Origin of the sequence: Aggregatibacter actinomycetemcomitans (assembly GCF_003130205.1) — a bacterium.
In the GTDB taxonomy this organism is placed as follows: domain Bacteria; phylum Pseudomonadota; class Gammaproteobacteria; order Enterobacterales; family Pasteurellaceae; genus Aggregatibacter; species Aggregatibacter actinomycetemcomitans_A.
The window spans coordinates 91,543-112,733 of record NZ_NRDF01000004.1 but is presented as its reverse complement, the minus strand read 5'-3'; the positions used below and the strand labels follow the sequence as shown (position 1 = coordinate 112,733).

General features: G+C 46.5%; 22 protein-coding genes. 13 read left to right on the top strand and 9 right to left on the bottom strand.

The window, feature by feature from the left end; genetic code table 11:
• Nucleotides 1–31 precede the first annotated feature (31 nt).
• Together DK423_RS04930 and DK423_RS04925 are read right to left on the bottom strand one after the other, a co-directional pair.
• Entirely contained in the window at nucleotides 32–1,294 is a 1,263-nt protein-coding gene (locus DK423_RS04930) for an HlyC/CorC family transporter (RefSeq protein ID WP_109043891.1), read from the bottom strand.
• 74 nt (nucleotides 1,295–1,368) lie between these two features.
• Nucleotides 1,369–2,160, bottom strand: coding sequence for a cytochrome C assembly family protein (locus tag DK423_RS04925; protein WP_005555372.1), 792 nt, complete (start codon nucleotides 2,158–2,160; stop codon nucleotides 1,369–1,371).
• Between the two features lie 153 nt (nucleotides 2,161–2,313).
• Between DK423_RS04925 and ffh the strand changes: the two genes are divergently transcribed.
• Entirely contained in the window at nucleotides 2,314–3,693 is a 1,380-nt protein-coding gene (gene ffh, locus DK423_RS04920; protein ID WP_005555373.1) for a signal recognition particle protein, read from the top strand.
• Between the two features lie 150 nt (nucleotides 3,694–3,843).
• On the opposite strand, the gene DK423_RS11020 is transcribed toward ffh, so the two are convergent.
• The 3 genes from DK423_RS11020 to DK423_RS04905 all read right to left on the bottom strand — a co-directional run bounded on the left by DK423_RS11020 (nucleotide 3,844) and on the right by DK423_RS04905 (nucleotide 6,255).
• Complete coding sequence (locus DK423_RS11020; RefSeq protein ID WP_155719834.1) at nucleotides 3,844–4,011, bottom strand: hypothetical protein; 168 nt, start codon at nucleotides 4,009–4,011, stop codon at nucleotides 3,844–3,846.
• A 258-nt stretch (nucleotides 4,012–4,269) separates the two neighbouring features.
• A complete protein-coding gene (fghA, locus tag DK423_RS04910) occupies nucleotides 4,270–5,100 on the bottom strand; it encodes an S-formylglutathione hydrolase (protein ID WP_061886073.1) in 831 nt (276 codons plus the stop codon).
• A gap of 30 nt (nucleotides 5,101–5,130) precedes the next feature.
• On the bottom strand, nucleotides 5,131–6,255 hold the full coding sequence (locus tag DK423_RS04905; protein ID WP_061886074.1) for an S-(hydroxymethyl)glutathione dehydrogenase/class III alcohol dehydrogenase: 1,125 nt from the start codon (nucleotides 6,253–6,255) through the stop codon (nucleotides 5,131–5,133).
• A 138-nt stretch (nucleotides 6,256–6,393) separates the two neighbouring features.
• Here DK423_RS04905 and DK423_RS04900 point away from each other — a divergent pair, with 138 nt between their 5' ends.
• Nucleotides 6,394–6,801, top strand: a complete 408-nt coding sequence (locus DK423_RS04900; RefSeq protein ID WP_005555378.1) for a MerR family transcriptional regulator — start codon at nucleotides 6,394–6,396, stop codon at nucleotides 6,799–6,801.
• Nucleotides 6,802–6,913: 112 nt separating this feature from the next.
• On the opposite strand, the gene DK423_RS04895 is transcribed toward DK423_RS04900, so the two are convergent.
• From DK423_RS04895 to hflD, 4 genes are all read right to left on the bottom strand, one after another.
• Nucleotides 6,914–7,663, bottom strand: coding sequence for an SDR family oxidoreductase (locus tag DK423_RS04895; RefSeq protein WP_005555379.1), 750 nt, complete (start codon nucleotides 7,661–7,663; stop codon nucleotides 6,914–6,916).
• Between the two features lie 151 nt (nucleotides 7,664–7,814).
• Complete coding sequence (locus tag DK423_RS04890; protein ID WP_005555380.1) at nucleotides 7,815–8,777, bottom strand: carboxymuconolactone decarboxylase family protein; 963 nt, start codon at nucleotides 8,775–8,777, stop codon at nucleotides 7,815–7,817.
• 335 nt (nucleotides 8,778–9,112) lie between these two features.
• Nucleotides 9,113–10,480, bottom strand: a complete 1,368-nt coding sequence (gene purB / locus DK423_RS04880) for an adenylosuccinate lyase (protein ID WP_061886274.1) — start codon at nucleotides 10,478–10,480, stop codon at nucleotides 9,113–9,115.
• A 23-nt stretch (nucleotides 10,481–10,503) separates the two neighbouring features.
• The gene (gene hflD, locus DK423_RS04875) at nucleotides 10,504–11,115 is read right to left on the bottom strand and encodes a high frequency lysogenization protein HflD (RefSeq protein ID WP_005555383.1); all 612 of its coding nucleotides are present in this window, start codon (nucleotides 11,113–11,115) and stop codon (nucleotides 10,504–10,506) included.
• Nucleotides 11,116–11,227: 112 nt separating this feature from the next.
• Between hflD and DK423_RS04870 the strand changes: the two genes are divergently transcribed.
• The 11 genes from DK423_RS04870 (at nucleotide 11,228) to holA (ending at nucleotide 20,930) form a co-directional block, all read left to right on the top strand.
• Entirely contained in the window at nucleotides 11,228–11,638 is a 411-nt protein-coding gene (locus tag DK423_RS04870; protein WP_005555384.1) for a copper chaperone PCu(A)C, read from the top strand.
• 137 nt (nucleotides 11,639–11,775) lie between these two features.
• Nucleotides 11,776–12,312, top strand: coding sequence for a bifunctional pyr operon transcriptional regulator/uracil phosphoribosyltransferase PyrR (gene pyrR, locus DK423_RS04865; protein ID WP_005555386.1), 537 nt, complete (start codon nucleotides 11,776–11,778; stop codon nucleotides 12,310–12,312).
• A gap of 72 nt (nucleotides 12,313–12,384) precedes the next feature.
• Nucleotides 12,385–13,311: a peptidylprolyl isomerase gene (locus DK423_RS04860; protein ID WP_005555388.1), complete on the top strand. Its 927-nt coding sequence runs from the start codon at nucleotides 12,385–12,387 to the stop codon at nucleotides 13,309–13,311.
• 78 nt (nucleotides 13,312–13,389) lie between these two features.
• Complete coding sequence (gene rsmA, locus DK423_RS04855) at nucleotides 13,390–14,253, top strand: 16S rRNA (adenine(1518)-N(6)/adenine(1519)-N(6))-dimethyltransferase RsmA (protein ID WP_005555389.1); 864 nt, start codon at nucleotides 13,390–13,392, stop codon at nucleotides 14,251–14,253.
• Between the two features lie 14 nt (nucleotides 14,254–14,267).
• Entirely contained in the window at nucleotides 14,268–15,095 is an 828-nt protein-coding gene (gene apaH / locus DK423_RS04850) for a bis(5'-nucleosyl)-tetraphosphatase (symmetrical) ApaH (RefSeq protein WP_109043890.1), read from the top strand.
• A 90-nt stretch (nucleotides 15,096–15,185) separates the two neighbouring features.
• Complete coding sequence (locus DK423_RS04845) at nucleotides 15,186–15,605, top strand: nucleotidyltransferase substrate binding protein (protein WP_061886075.1); 420 nt, start codon at nucleotides 15,186–15,188, stop codon at nucleotides 15,603–15,605.
• The gene (locus DK423_RS04840; RefSeq protein WP_005555395.1) at nucleotides 15,589–15,882 is read left to right on the top strand and encodes a nucleotidyltransferase family protein; all 294 of its coding nucleotides are present in this window, start codon (nucleotides 15,589–15,591) and stop codon (nucleotides 15,880–15,882) included. The genes DK423_RS04845 and DK423_RS04840 overlap by 17 nt, the downstream gene beginning before the upstream one ends.
• A gap of 18 nt (nucleotides 15,883–15,900) precedes the next feature.
• On the top strand, nucleotides 15,901–16,542 hold the full coding sequence (locus tag DK423_RS04835; protein WP_005555397.1) for a glucose-6-phosphate 1-dehydrogenase family protein: 642 nt from the start codon (nucleotides 15,901–15,903) through the stop codon (nucleotides 16,540–16,542).
• A 120-nt stretch (nucleotides 16,543–16,662) separates the two neighbouring features.
• Entirely contained in the window at nucleotides 16,663–19,251 is a 2,589-nt protein-coding gene (leuS, locus tag DK423_RS04830; RefSeq protein ID WP_005555400.1) for a leucine--tRNA ligase, read from the top strand.
• Between the two features lie 141 nt (nucleotides 19,252–19,392).
• A complete protein-coding gene (locus DK423_RS04825; RefSeq protein WP_005555404.1) occupies nucleotides 19,393–19,896 on the top strand; it encodes an LPS-assembly lipoprotein LptE in 504 nt (167 codons plus the stop codon).
• A complete protein-coding gene (gene holA, locus DK423_RS04820; RefSeq protein ID WP_005555406.1) occupies nucleotides 19,896–20,930 on the top strand; it encodes a DNA polymerase III subunit delta in 1,035 nt (344 codons plus the stop codon). Before DK423_RS04825 ends, holA begins: the two co-directional genes overlap by 1 nt.
• The last annotated feature ends 261 nt before the right edge of the window (nucleotides 20,931–21,191 follow it).

The following is a 21,191-nucleotide window of genomic DNA, read 5'->3' as shown; positions in this document are numbered from 1 at the left end:
TCATCGTTTCAGATTACGTAAACACAAATTATTATAATTTAATGACCCTCGCCCGCTTAATCATATTCTCACTCACTTCCAACACGGTAACCTGCAAGCCATTAAGTTCACAGATTGTACCTTCGTGTGGAATTTCTTCCAAATGCTCTAAAATCAAACCGTTAAATGTGCGAGCCTCATCCGTATCCAAATTCCAGTGGAACATTTTATTTAAGTCGCGTAAATTAGCAGAACCATCAATAATAATGGAACCGTCCGATTGTTGGGTAACCTCTTCATCAATGGTCGGTGTGTTGGAAGTGGTAAATTCGCCCACGATTTCTTCCAAAATGTCTTCCAGTGTCACCAAGCCTTTAATATCACCATATTCGTCCACCACTAAACCGATACGTTCTTTACGTTGGCGGAAATTCGCCAATTGCGCTTTTAACGGCGTCCCTTCTGGAATAAAATACACTTCGTCGGCGGCACGGATCAGCGTTTCTTTGGTGAACTCATTTTTTTCCAATAATAAACGGAAGGCTTCGCGCACCCGCAATATACCGAGTATATTTTCGTCCATGCTGCCTTTGTATAACACCACGCGGTTGTGCGCCGCATGGTTGAGCTGGCGCATAATCGCCTTCCAATCATCATCAATATCAATACTGCCGATTTCATTGCGCGGTACCATAATGTCGTCCACGGTGACGGTATCCATATCCAAAATAGACAGCAGCATTTGCGGATGTTGCTCGTCCGGCGTGGCTTCGCCCGCTTCGCTTACGATACTGCGTAATTCTTCACGGCTGATAACCTGTTTTTTCAGCGCCGGTTTTAAGCCCACCAAACGCATTAAGGTTTTGGTGAATAGGTTCATGACCCAAGCTAACGGAGAAAAGATTTTGATCAGCGGGGTTAATAAATGGCTGGTGGTCAAGCCCACTTTTTCCGGGTGCATTGCCGCCACAGTTTTCGGAAAAATTTCGGAGAAAATCAGCATGACAAAGGTCAGTAGCCCGGTGGCAATCGCCACGCCTGCATCGCCGTATAAACGTATTCCGATCACGGTGGCGATGGCGGAAGCACAGACATTAACAAGATTATTGAAAATAAGGATAAAACTTAATAGGTTATCCGGTTTGGTCAACAGTTTTTCCGCTTTTTGCGCGCCTTTATTTCCTTGCTCGGATAAGAAGCGCAGGCGGTATTTGTTTAGAGAAAGCAGCCCGGTTTCGGAACCGGAAAAATAGGCGGAAAGCACCAAACACACAATTAAAATGATAAATAACGTACTAAGGGGAATACTGTCCAATGGGAAATCCTTGCATTAATTGAAAATAAAAAATGCGGGAAAAACTCACCGCACTTTTCTCTCATCCTTTGATTTTACACAATCAATCGGCTACCGAAGTAAGCAATCGTGAGCAAAATCATACCCGAAATTGCATAAATAATCATCTTTTTCCCACGCCAGCGGTATTTCTTATGCCCCAGAATCGCAATGCCGAACACGATCCAGCCAAGTAATGAAAATCCCCCTTGCAGGTTGTCAGGTGTCATGGCGTGCATCAAATGGTAGGAACCGGAAATCAAGGTCAGCGTCAGCAATATTTCACCGCTCACCAGTAAACGAAAAAAATGGCGTTCCACCGTCATCAATGGCGGCACCATCGGCGAAAAGTGCATTTTTTTGGCTTTTAAGCGACGGTCAATCCAGCCCAGTTGAATGGCGTATAGCGTGGCAATACAACACACCGCATAAGCAAAAATAGACAAGCCGATATGAAATAACATGGAACCGTTTTGATTCAACAGTTGAATAATATGGCTTGGAATAAAGGTGGCGTAAACCAGATTAACCATGGAAAAACAATACACGATAGGCAACACAAACCACATGCTGTTTACCCGCAACATGGCAAGTGTGGCTAACGAGGCGATAATCACGCTCATCAATGACGCCATTTCCATCAGGGTGAAAGTTTGCCCGTTTGCTAAATCATTAAGCAACGGCAACGTGGTGAAAACATGGCAAATAATGGCAAAAAGTGCGGTCAGAAAAAACGGTGTTTTTTTAGGTTGGGTTTGCCCGCCATTGACCTGCGAGGTTAATAACATCGGCGTGATAAACAACACGCTGATTAAATAAAAAATAATTGATAAAACAGCAATCCACATAAATATTATCCCATGTTTCGTTGGCGTTTTATTCTAGCTATATCGGGTTAAAATCGCCATCACTTTATTTCAAGGGTGAAAACGCGCCGAATTTCAGTATAATGAACGGCATTTTACCGATAACCTCTTTCCGATTTAACCACAGGCAATATTATGTTTGAAAATTTATCCGATCGTCTTTCCAAAACCCTGCGCAACATTAGCGGACGCGGGCGTTTAACCGAAGATAATATTAAAGACACCTTACGCGAAGTACGCATGGCGTTGCTGGAGGCCGATGTGGCGCTTCCGGTGGTGCGTGATTTTATTAATAAAGTGAAAGAACGCGCCATCGGCGTTGAAGTCAACAAAAGCCTCACGCCGGGGCAGGAGTTCGTCAAAATCGTACAAGCCGAACTGGAAGCGGCGATGGGCGAAGCCAACGAAAGCCTGAATTTAGCCACGCAACCGCCGGCGGTGATTTTAATGGCGGGTTTGCAAGGGGCGGGGAAAACCACCAGCGTGGGGAAACTGGCGAAATTCCTGCGCGAACGCCACAAGAAAAAAGTGCTGGTGGTCTCTGCCGACGTGTATCGCCCGGCGGCAATCAAGCAATTGGAAACCCTTGCTCAAGCGGTCAATGCCGATTTCTTCCCGTCCGATGTTAAACAAAATCCGGTGGATATTGCCAAAGCGGCATTGGCGGAGGCCAAACTGAAATTCTACGATGTGCTGATCGTGGATACGGCGGGTCGCTTGCACGTTGACGGCGAAATGATGGACGAAATCAAACAGGTTCATGTGGTGTTAAACCCTGTCGAAACCCTGTTCACCGTGGATGCCATGACCGGTCAGGATGCGGCGAATACGGCAAAAGCCTTTAATGAAGCGCTCCCGCTGACCGGCGTGATTCTCACCAAAGTGGATGGCGATGCGCGCGGCGGGGCGGCGTTATCCATTCGTCAAATTACCGGCAAACCGATTAAATTCCTTGGCGTGGGCGAAAAAACCGATGCATTGGAGCCTTTCCATCCCGATCGCGTGGCATCACGCATTCTCGGCATGGGGGACGTGCTTTCCTTAATTGAAGATTTAGAACGTTCCGTTGACCGCGAAAAAGCGGAAAAAATGGCGCAAAAATTCAAGAAAGGCGACGATTTTACCTTGGAAGATTTCCGCGAACAGTTACGCGAAATGAAGAAAATGGGCGGCATGATGTCCATGCTGGAAAAATTACCGGGTGCCAAAAACCTGCCGGATCATGTAAAAAATCAAGTGGATGACAAAATGTTCAATAAGCTGGAAGCCATCATCAATTCCATGACCTTAAAAGAACGCGCCAATCCCGACATTATCAAAGGCTCCCGTCGTCGTCGTATTGCCCTCGGCTCCGGCACGCAGGTGCAAGATGTCAACAAATTGCTCAAACAATTCGACGAAATGCAACGCATGATGAAGAAAATGCGCAAAGGCGGCATGGCGAAAATGATGCGCGGCATGCAAGGTTTAATGGGCGGTGGACTTGGCGGGTTAGGCGGAATGTTCAGACGTTAATCTTCCTTTCAGCCATCATAAAAAGCAAAAAAGTGCGGTCATTTTAAAAAACGTTTTTTAGAATGACCGCCCCAAAGGGTGGAGTTGTCTGCGCCAAGCGTTCTACCACTTAAACGGGTCGGCACAAAGGTAATCGCTACATCGCCAGTTTTAAGTAGGGTGGTGGAATGCCCACGCCACGGAATCGTTTTGCCATTGGCTATTGTCGAGCTGCGCCGTGGGTAAAGGTTCACTTGGATCTTTGCCCGCGGGTGGGTTGATCATTTTCCATGCCCAACCGAACAATGAGGCAGGCTCTTCTTCTGTGGCAGTACGCACAGGAATTACTTCCGGATTGTTAAATTTAGTGCCGTCAACGTGTTTTAAAGCCTACATTTTAGCAAAGCTTGCGGCATCAGGTTTGCTACCAAACAGGGTGATAGTTTAAAAATACCCGGCCCGCTGCGCTGAAAATCATGAGTCATTTGATGATTTTCATGAATAGACTCATTAAAATTCCTTAAATTTAAATAACAAGGCATATGGACGCTTCATTTCAGTGCACTTTGATGGAAAATTTAGCCTCGCTAGAACTGATTAATCAGCTAAACATTGCGCATGATAGACAATATGTTCCCCAATAAAACTGGCGATGAAATAATAGCTATGGTCGTAGCCTTTGTGGAAACGTACGTCCACAGGTTGGTTGGCCTTACGGCAGGTTTCAATAAACTCTTCGGTGCGTAATTGTGTTGCTAAAAACTCGTCGTCTAGCCCCTGATCAATCCGTATCTCTTTAAGTTTAAAACCTTGTTTGATGAGTGAGTTGGCATCATATTGCTGCCATTTTTTACGATCTTCGCCTAAATATGCCGAAAAAGCTTTTTCTCCCCAAGGTACGAGGCTCGGCGCAAGAATCGGGGAAAACGCCGATACGCTTTGATAACGATCAGGATTGCGTAACGCCAGCACTAATGCCCCATGTCCGCCCATGGAATGTCCCATAATGGCGCGTTTGCCATTGGTTGCGAAGTGTTGCTCAATCAGGCTTGGCAGTTCGTTTAAAATGTAATCATACATACGATAATGCGTGTTCCAAGGCGATTGGGTCGCATTGAGGTAAAATCCCGCGCCTTGTCCTAAATCATACGCCGCATCGTCCGGCACTTCTTCGCCACGCGGGCTGGTATCAGGTGCGACCACAATCACTTGATGCTCTGCAGCATAACGCTGAAAGCCTGATTTGGTGATGAAATTTTGCTCGGTGCAGGTTAAACCGGAAAGCCAATAAATCACGCCAAGCGGTCGATTTTCGGGATTAGGCGGCAAAAACACCGCCACCTTCATATCACATTGCAAACTTTGGGCGAAATGCGTCCAAACTTGCTGCTCGCCACCAAAACTTTGGTGTTGTTCAATTTTTTTCATAATGTTTCGCTCTTCTTGGTTTCGCGCTGCTTAGTAATGAATCACGGTGCGGATGGATTTGCCTTCGTGCATAAGATCGAACGCTTCGTTGATTTGATCCAGCGTCATGGTGTGCGTGACGAACGGTTTTAAATCAATGTCGCCTTTCATGGAATCATCCACCATTTTTGGCAACTGAGTACGGCCTTTCACGCCACCAAATGCCGAGCCTTTCCATACACGACCTGTCACTAATTGGAATGGACGGGTTGAAATTTCCTGCCCCGCACCTGCTACGCCGATAATGATGGACTGACCCCAACCGCGGTGTGCGCTTTCAAGCGCTTGGCGCATCACGTTCACGTTGCCGATACATTCAAAGGTATGGTCGATACCCCATTTGTTGATGTCTAACAACACATCTTTAATCGGTTTATCGTAATCGTTCGGGTTCAAACAATCGGTCGCGCCGAATTGTTTTGCCAATTCAAATTTAGCGGGGTTGGTGTCAATGGCAATAATGCGACCTGCTTTCGCTTGACGAGCGCCTTGCACCACCGCCAAACCAATCGCGCCTAAACCGAATACCGCAACTGAATCGCCTTCTTGCACCTTCGCCGTGTTGTGCACCGCGCCGATCCCTGTGGTCACGCCACAACCGAGCAAACAAACGTGTTCGTGGTTGGCTTCCGGGTTGATTTTGGCTAAAGACACTTCGGCCACCACCGAATATTCACTGAAAGTTGAGCAGCCCATGTAGTGATAAATTGGCTGACCTTGGTAAGAAAAACGCATGGTGCCATCGGGCATTAAGCCCCTGCCTTGGGTATCGCGAACCGCCACACATAAATTGGTTTTTCCTGAACGGCAAAATTCGCATTCGCCACATTCTGCGGTGTAAAGTGGAATCACGTGATCGCCTTCTTTCACGCTGGTCACACCTTCCCCCACAGCCACCACCACGCCCGCGCCTTCGTGGCCGAGCACCACAGGGAATACGCCTTCAGGATCTTGCCCTGAGAGGGTGAACGCGTCCGTATGGCAAACACCCGTGTTCGTGTTGCGAATTAATACTTCGCCTTTGCGCGGCATTTCTACGTCAATTTCTACAATTTGTAACGGTTGATTTGGCGCAAACGCCACTGCGGCACGAGATTTAATACTTTTAATTTCCATCGTAATTCCTTCATAAATAATTCATAAAATAAACTTGACGCAATCCGCTTGATTCATCAAGATGGCGGGCAGTTTACACCTTAGAGCTTACTCTAAGGCAAGCACTTTTTTCACATTTTTAGCCTTAAAGGAGAAAAAATGAGCTACACCACCGCACAAACCGCCCAAAAAATGGGCATTTCAGCCCATACATTACGCTTTTACGATAAAGAAGGCTTATTGCCTAATGTTGGGCGAGATGAACACGGTAATCGCCGCTTCACCGACAACGATTTACAATGGCTTAGCCTGCTGCAATGTTTAAAAAACACAGGCATGAGTTTAAGAGATATAAAACGCTTTGCTGAATGTACGACTATTGGCGATGGCACCATTGAAGAACGTCTCGCCCTCTTTGAAAATCAAACCCAAAACGTGAAGCAACAAATTTCGGAATTGAAACGTTATTTGAATTTATTGGAATACAAAGTTGCCTTTTACCAACAAGCAAAAGCCTTAGGTTCTGTACAGGCTGTGGCGAAAATGATGCCGGAGATTCCAAAATAAAAGTGCGGCGCGAGTTAAAGAGATGTTAAAACTCTCCAAAAACAAACCGCACTTTGAGTCTCCATTATGAAGGTTACTAAAGTGCGGTTAATTTTTTCGATATTTTAAGCGATTACCAAGGCTGCGTGGTCGGCCCTAAGGTAAACTCACTGATATTGGTATCTTCCGGTTGTGAAAGTGCAAATGCCACTACATTTGCCACGCGTTCGGCAGGGATTTCAAAGGTGTCGTAAAGCTCACGGTAACCCTTTGAAGTATCTTCGTTGGTGATGTGATCCACCAATTCGGATTGCACCGCCGCAGGATAAATAGTTGCCGTGCGAACGTTGGTGCCTGCTTGCGCGGATTCCATACGCAAACCTTCCATAATCGCTTTCACCGCCCATTTGGTGCCGCAGTAAACCGTTGCGCCCGGGTATACTTTCAAACCCGCCACGGAAGACACCGCCAAGATATGCCCTGATTTTTGTGCTTCGAAGGTTGGTAATACCGCCGCGATACCGTTTAACACACCTTTTATGTTCACGTCCACCATGGCATTCCAATTGTTGGTTTCCAGGGCAGAAAGTGGCGAGTTCGGCATTAAGCCCGCGTTTAAGAAAATCGCATCCACTTTGCCAAAGATCGATTTTGCAAGATCAACCAATGCGGCGTTATCTTCCGCTTTCACCACGTCGGTGACACGATAAATCGCTTCGCCGCCTTTTGCCTTGATGTTGTCCACAATGGCTTGCAGCTTCGCTTCACGACGCGCGCCTAACACCAATTTTGCACCGTTTTCGGCTAATTTGTATGCGGTGGCTTCACCAATGCCTGATGATGCACCTGTAATAATCACGACTTTACCTTGAATGTTGTTCATTTTCTTTTCCTCTTGTCTGAATGTCGTTATTCTATCGTTATATTATTTGTAGGGCAGTCATTCCTGCCCACTATTTCATACCATACATTTTGGTGGGCAAGAATGCCCACCCTACAGATTTTATAAAAACGCGCCGAGAACCAACCGCACTTTATTTCAATTTTGAATATTCTTCGTCAGAAACCGGTTCTAACCACTCGTTGCTGATGCCTTCGCCCGGTACTTCAATGGCTAAATGTTGAAACCACGAATCTTTCGCCGCACCATGCCAGTGTTTCACGTTCGTCGGAATATTCACCACATCGCCCGCTTTTAATTCCCGTGCAGGTTTGCTCCATTCTTGGTAATAACCGCGCCTTGCAGTCACGATCAGAATCTGACCGCCGCCTTTGGTGGCGTGATGAATATGCCAATTGTTACGCACCGTTGGCTCAAAAGTGACGTTATACACGCCCACTTGCTCGGTGGAGAGCGGCGCTAAATAGCTTTGACCGCTGAAATATTGGGCGTACGTATCGTTAGATTTTCCTAGTGGAAATTGGCTAGGTTCAGACACTTTTTGTACTCCAATTTGTTGAATTTCTTGAATTTGGGCATCGGTCAAACCGTGCTTTTTGCCGATACCGATATGTGCGTTAAGTTGGCTTGGTACGTTTAATTGATTTAACGCCCCGATGGTAATAATTTCGCGTTCTTGCCAGTTGAGTAGGTCGCTTGCGAAAATATCGCCGAATAAATGGGTTTTTAAATAGCGATCAATATCAGGTGAAAGGGCGGATAAGTCGACCGCTTGTCCCACTAAATCCGTTTGGGTTTTGGTGCCGACTTCCAACATATTCATGCCTTTTGGCAAGGCGGTTGCCGTTCTGCCTTGTTCTGTTTTCAACCCTTTTTCTTGACGTTCCTTCACCGTTTTCGCCAAGGTGAAAAGCGCATTTAAACTGCGCGGAAAGCCTGTATAAGCATAAAGCTGCACCATCGCATCTTTGGCTTCCGTCACGGTTAAACCTTCATCTAAGGCATGGTTTAAGGTGGTTTTGAGTTCTGCTTGATTACCTGTTGCGGTAAACGCCCCAATCGCGGCTAATGCCTGCTGACGTTGTGTTAATTCCATCGTTTTGTCCTCTGCATAACTGAAACCAGGCAAGCCGGATCCTAATACTGAAATACCTGAAGGGTAAGTAATTTTTTCTTCATGCTTATATCCTTTTTAAATTTAGGGAAATTTTATTGTATTTGCTGAAAGATGATTAGTCATTAAATCGTAAAAATAGAATTAGGAAAAGACTAATAATCCATTTGCAAAAACGCCGGAAAAAACAACCGCACTCATTTTAATTTCACATACTCTTCTTCTAAAACCATCTATTATTCATTCTTCATGCCATAAAGTGCGGTCATTTTCTGTGGTGTTTTTTAAGGGCGTATTGAATACGCCCTGTTTGCTGTTTACAGTTTTTCCACCAGCTCCACAGCGGCGCCGATGTAGCCGGCAGGAGTGAGTCGTTGCAGGCGGGCTTTTTCTTCCGCCGGGATGGCTAATTTCTCAATGAAATCAAACATGGCTTGGGCATCCACGCGTTTGCCTCGGGTCAACTCTTTCAGTTTTTCGTATGGTTTTTCAATGCCGTAACGACGCATCACGGTTTGAATCGGCTCGGCAAGTACTTCCCAGTTTTGATCCAACTCTTCGCGCAAATGGGCTTCATTCACTTCCAGTTTGCTAATGCCTTTCTGCGTCGCCGCATAGGCGATTAAGCAATAGCCCAAGCCCACGCCGAGGTTACGTAACACGGTGGAATCCGTGAGATCTCGCTGCCAGCGGGAAATCGGTAGTCTGCTGCCTAAGTGCGCCATCACGGCGTTTGCCAAACCAAGGTTGCCTTCGGCGTTTTCAAAGTCAATCGGGTTGACTTTGTGCGGCATGGTGGAGGAGCCGATTTCGCCCGCGATGGTGCGTTGTTTAAAATGATTTAAGGCGATGTAGCCCCACAGGTCACGGTCGAAATCAATGATGATGGTGTTGAATCGCGCCACGCAATCAAACAGTTCGGCGATGTAATCATGGGGTTCGATTTGGGTGGTGTACGGGTTCCAGGTCACACCCAGGGAAGTCACGAATTCTTCGCTGAATTTGTGCCAGTCAATGTTCGGATAGGCGGATAAATGGGCGTTGTAGTTGCCTACCGCGCCGTTGATTTTGCCTAGGATTTCAAGCGTTTGTAATTGTTTGTATTGACGTCTTAAACGATATACCACGTTTGCCATTTCTTTGCCCACGGTGGTCGGTGAGGCAGGTTGTCCGTGCGTACGGGAAAGCAATGGAATGCGTTTATATTGCTCGGCAAGTGCGGTGATTTTTTCGATTAAATTTAACCATGCCGGTAACAACACATTATCCCGCGCAGTGCTTAACATCAGGGCGTGGGACAGGTTATTAATGTCCTCGGATGTGCAGGCGAAATGAATAAATTCGCTGATCGCCGCCAATTCCGGTAATGCCGCGCTTTTTTCCTTGAGAAAATATTCCACCGCTTTTACGTCGTGATTGGTGGTTTTTTCGATGTCTTTAATGCGTTGTGCATCAATTATGCTGAAATTTTCTACAATACTGTCAAGGTAATCGTTTGCTTCCTGCGACAAAGAAGGAACTTCCGTAATTTGTGCGGTCGCTGCCAGTTTTTGTAGCCAACGAACTTCGACCGTCACACGGAACTTTAATAAACCGAATTCGCTGAAAATACTGCGTAAATCGGCGGTTTTATCCTGATAACGTCCGTCAATGGGGGAAAGTGCGGTTAATGCGCTGAGTTGCATCGCGTGAAGCTCCATGAGTTAAATTAAAGAGAAGAGAGAATTTGCTGTGCGGTGGCGGCGATTTTGCCCCGAAAGAACAACAACTGCCATTTGGTGCCGCCCACCTGTTGCCATAAAATCGCCGCGCGAATGCCGGCTAACAACGCGGCACGAATGCGATTTTGCGTGCCTACTTGCTGTAAATATTGCGTGACGCCGGTAACTTGAATACGACGACCCAGCGGGCTGATCACATCCACATAAATGCCGGCAAAGTTGGATAACATTTGTTCGTCCAGCAAATGATAGTGTTCCAGTTGTGTCGGTAAATATTGCACGCGACGTGCCAGTTCCTGCTTGGCTGCCGGGGTTTTATTCAATTTTCCCGCCAATGCCAACAGACTTAACCAATAACGCCCAAGTTCCGGCTCGCTGCCGTTAAGTTGCTCACACAGGGTGGTTAAACCCGGTTTCAGATTGCTTTCGGCACCACCGAAGACGTCTAAGGTGGTTTGCGGTACGGTTTGCAATAAGCTGTTCAGGGAAGTTTCCAGCGCCTGCTGATCGGCTTTGTTGTTTAATGCCAGTTGTTGAACTAATTTTGCCGCCTGGCATACGCCGGCAAGGGCGAGGGTAATGTCGTAATAATTTGCCATTGGGGTTTTAAATTGAATTGAGTCATCGGAAAATCGGGCGCTAATATAGCATTTTTCTGTTATAGTTTAAAAGTAATCGGCACCGCCGACCAACATGAAAAAGGAGAAAACCATGCAAGCTATTTTAAAAACGCCGTTAATTTTAACCGCACTTTTGCCCTTCTGTGTGAGCGCAAAAATCAGCGTAGAAAACGCCACTGTCTTCGCCACCCAAAGCCCCGATGAACCTTCGGCAATTTTCATGAATTTACACAATGACGGCAAGGAACCCGTTAATCTCGCTTTTGCACAAAGCACCCGGGCGGCACGCCTTGAATTGCACGGTACGCAACATGGCAAAATGCTTACTTTGTCCGGCATTGAAATCCCTGCCAACGGCAACGTGCAATTAAAGCGCGGCGGCTTGCATATTATGGTGTTTGAAGCCGCGAAAACGTTACGGGCGGGAGAAAAGTTTCCGTTGGAATTGATGTTTGACAACGGCGAGCGGGTGGAGGTTGAGGCGAATGTGGTGGGACACTGATTTTTCTTTGGAAAAGTGCGGTCGGTTTTTATTGCGTTTCTTTTGGTGGTTTTCTTTAGATAAGTAAAGAAAACTTATCATATTTGTGATATTGTAGCCCGCATCTTAGTCTTCAGCACAACACATTCCCAAACCTTATGGAAAAAATCATTATTGACGAAAATCAGTTCCTTCGAACCATTTCCCGTATTTCTCATGAAATCATTGAAAAACACCAACGTTTAGATAATTTGGTGATTGTCGGGATTAAACGGCGGGGAGCGGAAATTGCCGAACTGATTAAGAATAAAATTAAATTGTTAACGCAAACCGACATTCCCGCCTTTGATTTGGATATTACCCTTTATCGCGATGATCTTGAACACGTAGGGGAAGAACAAGTGCCGGTTTACAGTGGTGCGTCGGATTTTATTAATATTCAACACAAAGAAGTGATTTTAGTGGATGATGTCCTGTTTACGGGACGCACGATTCGCGCAGCATTGGATGCCTTGGTGGATTTCGGGCGGGCGGCGAAAGTGGAATTGGTGATCTTTGTGGACCGTGGTCATCGTGAATTGCCGATTCGCGCCGATTATGTGGGGAAAAACGTGCCGACCAGCCGAAGCGAAAATATTCAGGTGCGCACCATGAAGTTCGACCAATGCTATGAAGTAGCGCTGCTGTCCAAATAAAGTTTGTGAACCTTTAGCTAAATTAATAATCTAACCAATAATTTTAAACCTTATAACGGAATATTAATGAAGATGAATTTAAAATCTGTTTTGTTTGCCGCAATCGGTTTTTTTGTGTTAGCTGCCCATGTTCACGCCGAGGAAAAAGTGGTCGCTACCGTTAATGGCATTCCCATATTGGAAAGTCAGGTGAAGAGTGCGATCAATAAGAAAACCAATGATCGTCAGGCGGCATTGAATAAAGTCATTGACGATATTCTGGTGGATCAGGCGGTGAAAGAATCTGATGTGAAAGTAAATAACGCGCAAATCGATCAAATCATTGAAGGCATTGCGGCGCAAAACGGCTTAACTTTCGGTCAATTATTGGACGCATTGGATTATCAGGGCATTAGCTATCGCGCCTATCGCCAGCAAATCGCACAACAGGTGATGATGTCCGAAGTGCGTAATCACGCCATCAGCCAAAGTGTGGATGTGTCCCGCGAACAGGTTGAAGCGCTTGCCAAGAAAATGCTGGATGAAGCCAAAGCCAAGGGCAGTGTGGCGCAGATCTCCGACACGCAATATGAAGTACGTCATATCTTACTGAAACTAAACCCGTTATTAAATGATACACAAGCCAAGGCGCAACTTGAGCAAATCCGTGCGGACATCATTGCCGGTAAAACCACCTTTGCCGATGCCGCGTTGAAATATTCCAAAGATTATTTATCCGGCGCCAACGGCGGTAACTTAGGTTATGCCTTCCCTGAAATGTACGTCGGCCCGTTTAACCAAGCGGTACGTACAACCACACAGGGTGTCATCAGCGCACCATTTAAAACTGAATTCGGCTGGCACATTTTGGAGGTGACCAACACCCGTCAGGCCGACCGCACGGAAGATGCCTACCGCCAAAAAGCCTACGAGCAAATTGTCAATCAACAACTGCAGGATTCCGCCCGCGACTGGGTGCAGGCACTGCGTAAACGAGCGGATATTAAATACATAAATTAACCGAAATCCCGACCCTAAGGTCGGGTTTTTGCTTTATAATACACCGCACTTTTCGTTATTTTTATAAGATCCTATTCAATGAATTCAAAAAAGCATTTAGGCCATACGGCGCGTAAGCGGTTCGGGCAGAATTTCCTGCATGATAACAACGTTATTCAGAATATCGTGGCGGCAATTTATCCGCAGCCGAATCAGTTTTTAGTGGAAATCGGACCCGGTTTGGGCGCCTTGACGGAGCCTGTGGCAGAACAGGTGGAACATCTGACCGTGCTGGAGCTTGACCGTGATTTGGCGGAACGTTTGCGCCACCATCCGTTTTTACATCAAAAACTTACGGTTATTGAAACCGACGCAATGCAGTTTGATTTTTCCTCTCTTTATGCACAGGAACAGTTGGCGGAAAAAGGGCAGAAATTGCGTGTGTTCGGTAACCTGCCTTACAACATTTCCACGCCGTTAATGTTCCATTTGTTTAACTATCACCACATTATTCAGGATATGCATTTCATGTTGCAGAAAGAAGTGGTGAAACGCCTGTGTGCCGCACCGAACAGTAAGGCTTACGGGCGACTGACTATTATGGCGCAATATTTCTGTCAGGTTATGCCGGTGCTGGAAGTGCCGCCGAGCGCGTTTAAACCGGCGCCGAAAGTGGATTCGGCGGTGGTGCGTCTGATTCCGCATAAGACATTGCCGCACCCGGTGAAAGATTTATATTGGCTTAATCGGGTGTGCTCACAAGCCTTCAATCAGCGCCGTAAAACCTTGCGTAATGCCTTATCGGGATTATTTTCAACGGAAAATCTGACCGCACTTGAAATTGATGTAAACGCCCGTGCGGAAAATCTCAGTATCGCCGATTATGCCCGTTTGGCGAACTGGTTGGCGGACAATCTGCCGGCAGATGTGAATAAAGATGATGTGACGGATTCGGACGAATAAAAGAGCGGTCAAAAATGGCGACATATTTAATCGGCGACCTACACGGTTGCTATGATGAATTTCAAATGCTGTTGGAAAGGGTGTGCTTTGATCCCGCGCAGGATACGCTGTATTTAACGGGCGACTTGCTGGCGCGCGGAGATAACTCGTTGGCGTGCCTGCGTTTGGTGAAATCCTTGGGAAATGCGGCGCACACCGTGGTAGGTAACCACGATTTACATTTTATTTCCACCGCACTTGGGGTGAAAAAAATCAAACCGCGCGATCGCGTGGATGCCATTTTTGCCGTACCGGACTTTTTCAAGCTGGTGAACTGGTTGCGTTGCCAGCCTTTGTTGATTCACAATCCGGCACAGAATTTCGTGCTGGTGCACGCGGGGATTTCGCCTGATTGGGATTTAACCACCGCCAAAGCCTGCGCCAACGAAGTGGAAAAGGTGTTACGCCACGGCAATTATCGCCATCTGGTAGAAAATATGTATGCCGAACAGCCCGATCGCTGGTCGCCCGATTTGCAGGGGCTCGACCGACTGCGTTACAGTATCAACGTGTTCACCCGTATGCGTTTTTGTTATCTCGATCATCGGCTGAATTTCGCCTGCAAGCTCCCTATCAAGGAGGCGCCGACGGATCTCGCACCGTGGTTTGCCTTGGATAATCCGTTGTATCAGAAGGAAAATATCATCTTCGGACATTGGGCAAGTTTAGTGGATGAAACCACCCCGCCGAACATTTACGCCCTCGATACCGGCTGCGTCTGGGGCAACCGCTTAACCATGCTACGTTGGGAAGACAAGCAATATTTCACCCAAAGTGCGGTGAAAAAAAGCAACGCTTTTTAAACGTTGGCTCAGCCAACGGCCCCTTCAGGGGTGAATAAGCGAACGGGTGAGCTTATGAATAAAAATTACCGTGTTTTTTAGGAAAGTATGATGACGGAACTGGATTTGACACCATTGACTAATGCGATTAACCGTTTAGCTGAAGGGTTAGTGCGTTATAAATCGGATATTACAGATATACAAATTCGCGACGGGTTGATTCAACGTTTTGAATTTACTTACGAAATCAGCCATAAAATGCTTAAGCGCTTTCTGGAATACACCGAAGCGAATCCCGCGCAAATTGACGTTATGACGTTTCAAGATCTGATTCGTACGGGCAATGAAAGAGGTTTATTGCTGGGAAATTGGCAAAACTGGAAGCAATATCGTGAAATGCGTGGTCGCACCAGTCATACTTATAATGAAGAAACCGCAATTCTCGTGGTATCCGGCATTCCGGATTTTTTGCGGGAAGCGCAATTTTTACAGCAATCTTTACAAGAACGTTTACATGCTCACCATCACTGAACAAGAACTTCAAATCGTTAAAGCGATTTTACAACAACATGTCCCGAATCATTCGGTTTGGGCGTTCGGTTCGCGCGTGAAAGGAAATGCCAAAATGTATTCCGATTTGGATTTGGCAATTATTGGCGAATCCCCGCTTTCGCTGAATACCTTGGCAAATTTAACGGAGGCTTTCTCCGAATCGGATTTGCCGTGGAAAGTGGATATTGTGGATTGGGCGGTGACGAATGATGCCTTTAAACAGATTATTCTGCAGTGTTTTGAGGTTATTCAGTAAGCAATTAAATAAAAAAGGATGATCTTAGTGAATCTAATTAACGCCAACGCCTGCGATCTTTTCAACATTCCTTTCTTCCAATTCGCCAAAATGAAAAAATTCTGCCCGGAGGAGATTCCGCGCATTAAGGCGGATTACAAAGCCCATTGGGACAACTGGAAAGCGACTATTTTGCAGGTTTCCGCGGCGCTTGGTTGGCCCTTTGCCAAACCGCATATTGAAAGCTGGACGAACGGCTGGCAGGTGCGCGGGCATTTTTTCGCCCATTTTAAATATGAATATCATCTTAATTCTGCGGCGATTTTGTCGGTGTTGTTGAATCGTCGTCGGTTATCGGTGAGTCTGGATTGGCATTGTTATCGCGCCGATCGCTCGCAAATTAATGTACAGCAATATAATCAATGGCTGGAGAATTTTGATTTCGCCCGTTTTGCCGATTTCGATATTTGGCGTGGCGATGAAAGCGAATACGATGATTTTCGCAAAGTGAATCAATTCACGCCGCAGGATTTAACTTTGCGTTCCGACGAGGATTTTTGGTGTATCGGACGTAATGCGGAAAAAGCCGAACTGGACAAATTGGACGTGACGCAATTTATCGTTGAAAGCATTCGTGATTTATTGCCGTTGTATGAGGCTTGTCATCAAGTTAAGCCATGAAAAATATCCAAAATTCCCACCGCACTTTCTGTTATTTTTCCCCGTTTTAGGCTATTCTATGCCGTGTTTTCCAAGTTAAAACCTGCCGAAAAGTGCGGTCTATTTTTAAGGTGATTTTCTATGCAAGAACAATATCGTCCTGATTTGCTTGAACCTGAGGTACAACAATATTGGGCTGAGAATAAAATCTTTAAAGCGATTAAAGACACATCAAAAGAAAAGTATTACTGTCTGACAATGTTTCCTTACCCATCAGGCTACCTGCATATGGGGCATGTGCGTAATTACACCATTGGTGATGTGGTGTCCCGTTATCAACGCATGAATGGTAAAAATGTATTACAGCCAATCGGTTGGGATGCGTTCGGGCTACCTGCGGAAGGGGCGGCAGTCAAAAATAAAACGGCACCGGCAAAATGGACATATGAAAATATTGACCATATGAAAAAACAGCTCAAGATGTTGGGTTTTGGTTACGATTGGGATCGCGAAGTGACCACTTGCCGTCCGGAATATTACAAATGGGAGCAATGGTTTTTCACCGAGTTATACAAAAAAGGATTAGTGTATAAAAAAACCTCTACCGTGAACTGGTGCCCGAACGATAAAACCGTGTTGGCAAACGAACAGGTACATGAGGGCTGTTGCTGGCGTTGTGATACGCCGGTGGAGCAAAAAGAGATTCCGCAATGGTTCATCAAAATCACCGATTATGCCGAGCAGCTGCTCAATTGCTTAGACGAGTTGCCGCAATGGCCGGAAACGGTGAAAACTATGCAACGCAATTGGATTGGGCGTTCCGAAGGGGTGGAAATCACCTTTGACATTAAAGATACCAATGAGAAATTCGCAGTTTATACCACCCGCCCTGACACGTTTTACGGTGTGAGCTATGTGGCGGTGGCGGCAGCCCATCCGTTAGCCACGCTGGCGGCGCAAAATAATCCGGCGTTGGCGCAATTCATTCAGGAAGCGAAAAATACCAAAGTTGCCGAAGCAGACATTGCCACCATGGAGAAAAAAGGCATGGCAACCGGTTTGTATGCGGTGCACCCGCTAACCGGCGAATCGTTGCCGGTGTGGGTGGCGAATTTTGTGTTGATGCACTACGGCACCGGCGCAGTAATGGCGGTACCGGCGCATGATCAGCGGGACTACGAATTCGCACAAAAATACGGTTTAGCCTTAAAACAGGTTATTGAACCGATTCACGACGAAGAAATCGATTTAACCAAACAAGCCTTTACCGAACACGGCAAACTTATTCATTCCGCCGAATTTGACGGCTTGGAATTTGACGCGGCGTTCAACGGCATTGCCGATAAACTGGAACAGTTAGGCGTGGGCAAGCGCCAAGTGAATTACCGTCTGCGTGACTGGGGCGTGTCCCGTCAGCGTTATTGGGGCGCACCGATTCCGATGTTGACCTTGCAAAACGGCGATGTGGTGCCGGCGCCGATGGAGGATTTACCAATTATCCTGCCGGAAGATGTGGTGATGAACGGCGTGAACAGTCCGATTAAAGCGGATCCCGAGTGGGCGAAAACCACCTATCAAGGCAAACCGGCGTTGAAAGAAACGGACACCTTTGACACCTTCATGGAGTCTTCCTGGTATTATGCCCGTTACACCTGCCCGGAATACCAACAAGGCATGTTGAACAGCGAAGAAGCCAATTACTGGTTGCCGGTAGATCAATATATCGGCGGTATTGAACACGCCACCATGCACTTGTTGTATTTCCGCTTCTTCCATAAATTGCTGCGCGATGCAGGCTTTGTCACCAGCGACGAACCGGTGAACAAGTTGCTCTGCCAAGGCATGGTGTTGGCGGATGCCTTCTATTACACCGGCTCGAACAACGAGCGCATTTGGGTTTCGCCGACCAAGGTCATATTAGAACGTGATGACAAAGGGCGTATCGTCAAAGCGACGGATGACGAAGGACATGATCTGGTACACGCCGGTATGACCAAAATGTCAAAATCCAAAAACAACGGTATCGACCCGCAGAAAATGGTGGAAAAATACGGCGCGGATACCGTGCGTTTATTCATGATGTTCGCTTCCCCGGCGGAAATGGCCTTAGAATGGCAGGAATCCAGCGTGGAAGGCGCGAAACGCTTCTTGGCGCGCGTGTGGAATTTGGTGTTTGAATACAACAAAAATCCGGCAAAAACGCCGTTAAATCCGACCGCACTTTCCGCTGCCCAAAAAGCCTTGCGTCGTGACGTACACAAAACCATCGCGAAAGTGAGCGATGACATCGGTCGCCGTCAAACCTTCAATACCGCCATTGCGGCAATTATGGAATTGATGAACAAACTCACCCGTGCGCCGTTGGACGACGAACAAGATCGCGCCGTGATGGCGGAAGCCTTGAGCGCCGTGGTGCGTATGCTTTACCCGATTACCCCGCATATTTGTTTCCGCTTGTGGCAAGAACTCGGCAATCAGGACATCATTGATTTCGCCCCTTGGGTGGAAGCCGATGCCGAGGCGATGATCGAAGATGAAAAACTCATCGTGGTGCAAGTGAACGGTAAAGTGCGCGGCAAAGTCACCGTGGCGGCGGACGCTGATGAAGACACAGTGAAAACCGTTGCCTTTGCCGATGAAAACGTCAAACGTTTTACCGACGGAATGCAAATTGTGAAAGTGATTTACGTTGCCGGCAAATTGCTTAACGTGGTAGTGAAACCGCAATAATTTAATCAAAAAAATGACCGCACTTTACAGCAAAGTGCGGCTGGCAAAAACAACGTTTTTAGAACATTGGCTCTGCCAATCTGTCCCGAAGGGGAGAATAAGCGAATAAATGCGCTTATAAATAATCTTTAAGGTGATTTTATGCTTAAACACGTCAAAACCTTATTTCTGACCGCCGCCGTTTTCGGGCTTTCCGCTTGCGGATTTCATTTCCAAAACGGCGAATTGATTCCGAAAGAATTACAAACCCTGCGTTTGGAAAGCAGCGATCCTTATAGCGATATGGCACGCGTCATGCGTCGCCAGTTGCAACTGAATAACGTGACGTTGGTGGAAGATCAGACAAACGTGCCGGTGTTGCGTTTAAACGGCATTTCCACCAAAGACCAAGTGGTGTCCATTTTCAAACAGGGACGTGAGGCGGAAAAACAACTGATTCTGGAAGTGGACGCCAGCGTAAAACTGCCGAATCAGGACAGTTTCCCGATTTCCACCCGTGTGAATCGTACATTCTTTGATAACTCCCGTGCGGCGTTGGCGAAATCGGCAGAAAAAGACGTAATCTGGCAGGATATGCACGAGCAGGCGGCGCGCCAGTTAATTAACAAAATGGTTGCCTTGCAGCACCAAATTCAAGGGAAATAATGAATCGGTTATTTCCCGAACAGCTTACTGCTTCACTGGAACGGCACTTAGCCCGCGTATATTTTCTGGTGGGGGAGGATCCGTTACTGCTTAATGAAAGCGCCGACGGAATTTACCAAGCGGCGCTTCAGCAGGGCTTTGATGAAAAAGTTGAACTGGAGATTAACGCTTCCACCGATTGGAATGATTTATTCGAGCGGGCGCAGTCCATGGGCTTATTTTTCAATAAACAGCTCATTATTTTAGATTTACCTGAAAATCCGACCGCACTTTTGCAGAAAAATTTATCCGAATTCATTTCGTTGCTTCACTCCGATGTGTTGCCGATTTTCCGGTTAGCCAAACTCACCAAAGCCGTCGAAAAACAAGCGTGGTTTACGGCAGCAAACCAATATGAACCGCAGGCGGTATTGGTAAACTGTCAAACCCCTAATGCGGAGCAGTTGCCCCGCTGGGTGACGAATCGGGCAAAAATGCTTGGGCTAAGCATTGAGCAAGAAGCGGTACAGTTACTGTGTTATAGCTACGAAAATAACCTGTTGGCGCTGAAGCAAACATTGCAATTACTGGATTTGCTTTACCCCGATCGCAAACTCACCTTTGCCCGCGTAAATAGCGTGGTGGAACAGTCCTCGGTGTTTACCCCGTTCCAATGGGTTGATGCGATTTTAGGCGGAAAAGGGAATCGCGCCCGTCGAATTCTCATCGGTTTAAAAGATGAAGATGTTCAGCCGATTATTCTTCTGCGCACATTGCAGCGCGATTTAATGACATTGCTGGACATCAGCAAACCGGAACAACCTCAATCCCTCGACTCACCTTTACCCACCGCACAACTGCGTGAGCAGTTTGATCGCCTGAAAGTGTGGCAAAATCGCCGCCCGTTATTTACTCAGGCGGTACAACGTTTAACCTACCGTAAACTCTACCTTTTTTTTCAGCAACTTGCCGATGTGGAACGCTGCGCCAAGCAGGAATTTAGCGATGATATTTGGCAGCAACTGGAAGATTTATCGGTGAGATTTGCCTGTTAGTCCCCAATCGATAGGGATTTCATTGTGTCATTAGCTGCTTTATTATCTGCATTTGCGATGTTTGCTTTTGTAGTTTCGGCCAACAGTCGTCGAATTAATTTGGCATCAATAAAAGCTCAGATGGAATATCTTAAATTAGAATATAGATGATCATTAAATACAATATTACTTATATTGAGGAAAACAAGTGAAAAATTTCATACAATTTACTCTTTTTTGCCTGTTAATATATTTTATAGCAAAAATCCTATCAGATATATT

Excerpts from the sequence above, each read along its gene's own strand:
- DK423_RS04925 (WP_005555372.1), bottom strand. The coding sequence starts at position 2,160 with ATGTGGATTGCTGTTTTATCAATTATTTTTTATTTAATCAGCGTGTTG.
- ffh (WP_005555373.1), top strand. The coding sequence starts at position 2,314 with ATGTTTGAAAATTTATCCGATCGTCTTTCCAAAACCCTGCGCAACATT.
- fghA (WP_061886073.1), bottom strand. The coding sequence starts at position 5,100 with ATGAAAAAAATTGAACAACACCAAAGTTTTGGTGGCGAGCAGCAAGTT.
- DK423_RS04905 (WP_061886074.1), bottom strand. The coding sequence starts at position 6,255 with ATGGAAATTAAAAGTATTAAATCTCGTGCCGCAGTGGCGTTTGCGCCA.
- DK423_RS04900 (WP_005555378.1), top strand. The coding sequence starts at position 6,394 with ATGAGCTACACCACCGCACAAACCGCCCAAAAAATGGGCATTTCAGCC.
- DK423_RS04895 (WP_005555379.1), bottom strand. The coding sequence starts at position 7,663 with ATGAACAACATTCAAGGTAAAGTCGTGATTATTACAGGTGCATCATCA.
- DK423_RS04890 (WP_005555380.1), bottom strand. The coding sequence starts at position 8,777 with ATGGAATTAACACAACGTCAGCAGGCATTAGCCGCGATTGGGGCGTTT.
- purB (WP_061886274.1), bottom strand. The coding sequence starts at position 10,480 with ATGCAACTCAGCGCATTAACCGCACTTTCCCCCATTGACGGACGTTAT.
- hflD (WP_005555383.1), bottom strand. The coding sequence starts at position 11,115 with ATGGCAAATTATTACGACATTACCCTCGCCCTTGCCGGCGTATGCCAG.
- DK423_RS04870 (WP_005555384.1), top strand. The coding sequence starts at position 11,228 with ATGCAAGCTATTTTAAAAACGCCGTTAATTTTAACCGCACTTTTGCCC.
- pyrR (WP_005555386.1), top strand. The coding sequence starts at position 11,776 with ATGGAAAAAATCATTATTGACGAAAATCAGTTCCTTCGAACCATTTCC.
- DK423_RS04860 (WP_005555388.1), top strand. The coding sequence starts at position 12,385 with ATGAATTTAAAATCTGTTTTGTTTGCCGCAATCGGTTTTTTTGTGTTA.
- rsmA (WP_005555389.1), top strand. The coding sequence starts at position 13,390 with ATGAATTCAAAAAAGCATTTAGGCCATACGGCGCGTAAGCGGTTCGGG.
- apaH (WP_109043890.1), top strand. The coding sequence starts at position 14,268 with ATGGCGACATATTTAATCGGCGACCTACACGGTTGCTATGATGAATTT.
- DK423_RS04845 (WP_061886075.1), top strand. The coding sequence starts at position 15,186 with ATGACGGAACTGGATTTGACACCATTGACTAATGCGATTAACCGTTTA.
- DK423_RS04840 (WP_005555395.1), top strand. The coding sequence starts at position 15,589 with ATGCTCACCATCACTGAACAAGAACTTCAAATCGTTAAAGCGATTTTA.
- DK423_RS04835 (WP_005555397.1), top strand. The coding sequence starts at position 15,901 with ATGATCTTAGTGAATCTAATTAACGCCAACGCCTGCGATCTTTTCAAC.
- leuS (WP_005555400.1), top strand. The coding sequence starts at position 16,663 with ATGCAAGAACAATATCGTCCTGATTTGCTTGAACCTGAGGTACAACAA.
- DK423_RS04825 (WP_005555404.1), top strand. The coding sequence starts at position 19,393 with ATGCTTAAACACGTCAAAACCTTATTTCTGACCGCCGCCGTTTTCGGG.
- holA (WP_005555406.1), top strand. The coding sequence starts at position 19,896 with ATGAATCGGTTATTTCCCGAACAGCTTACTGCTTCACTGGAACGGCAC.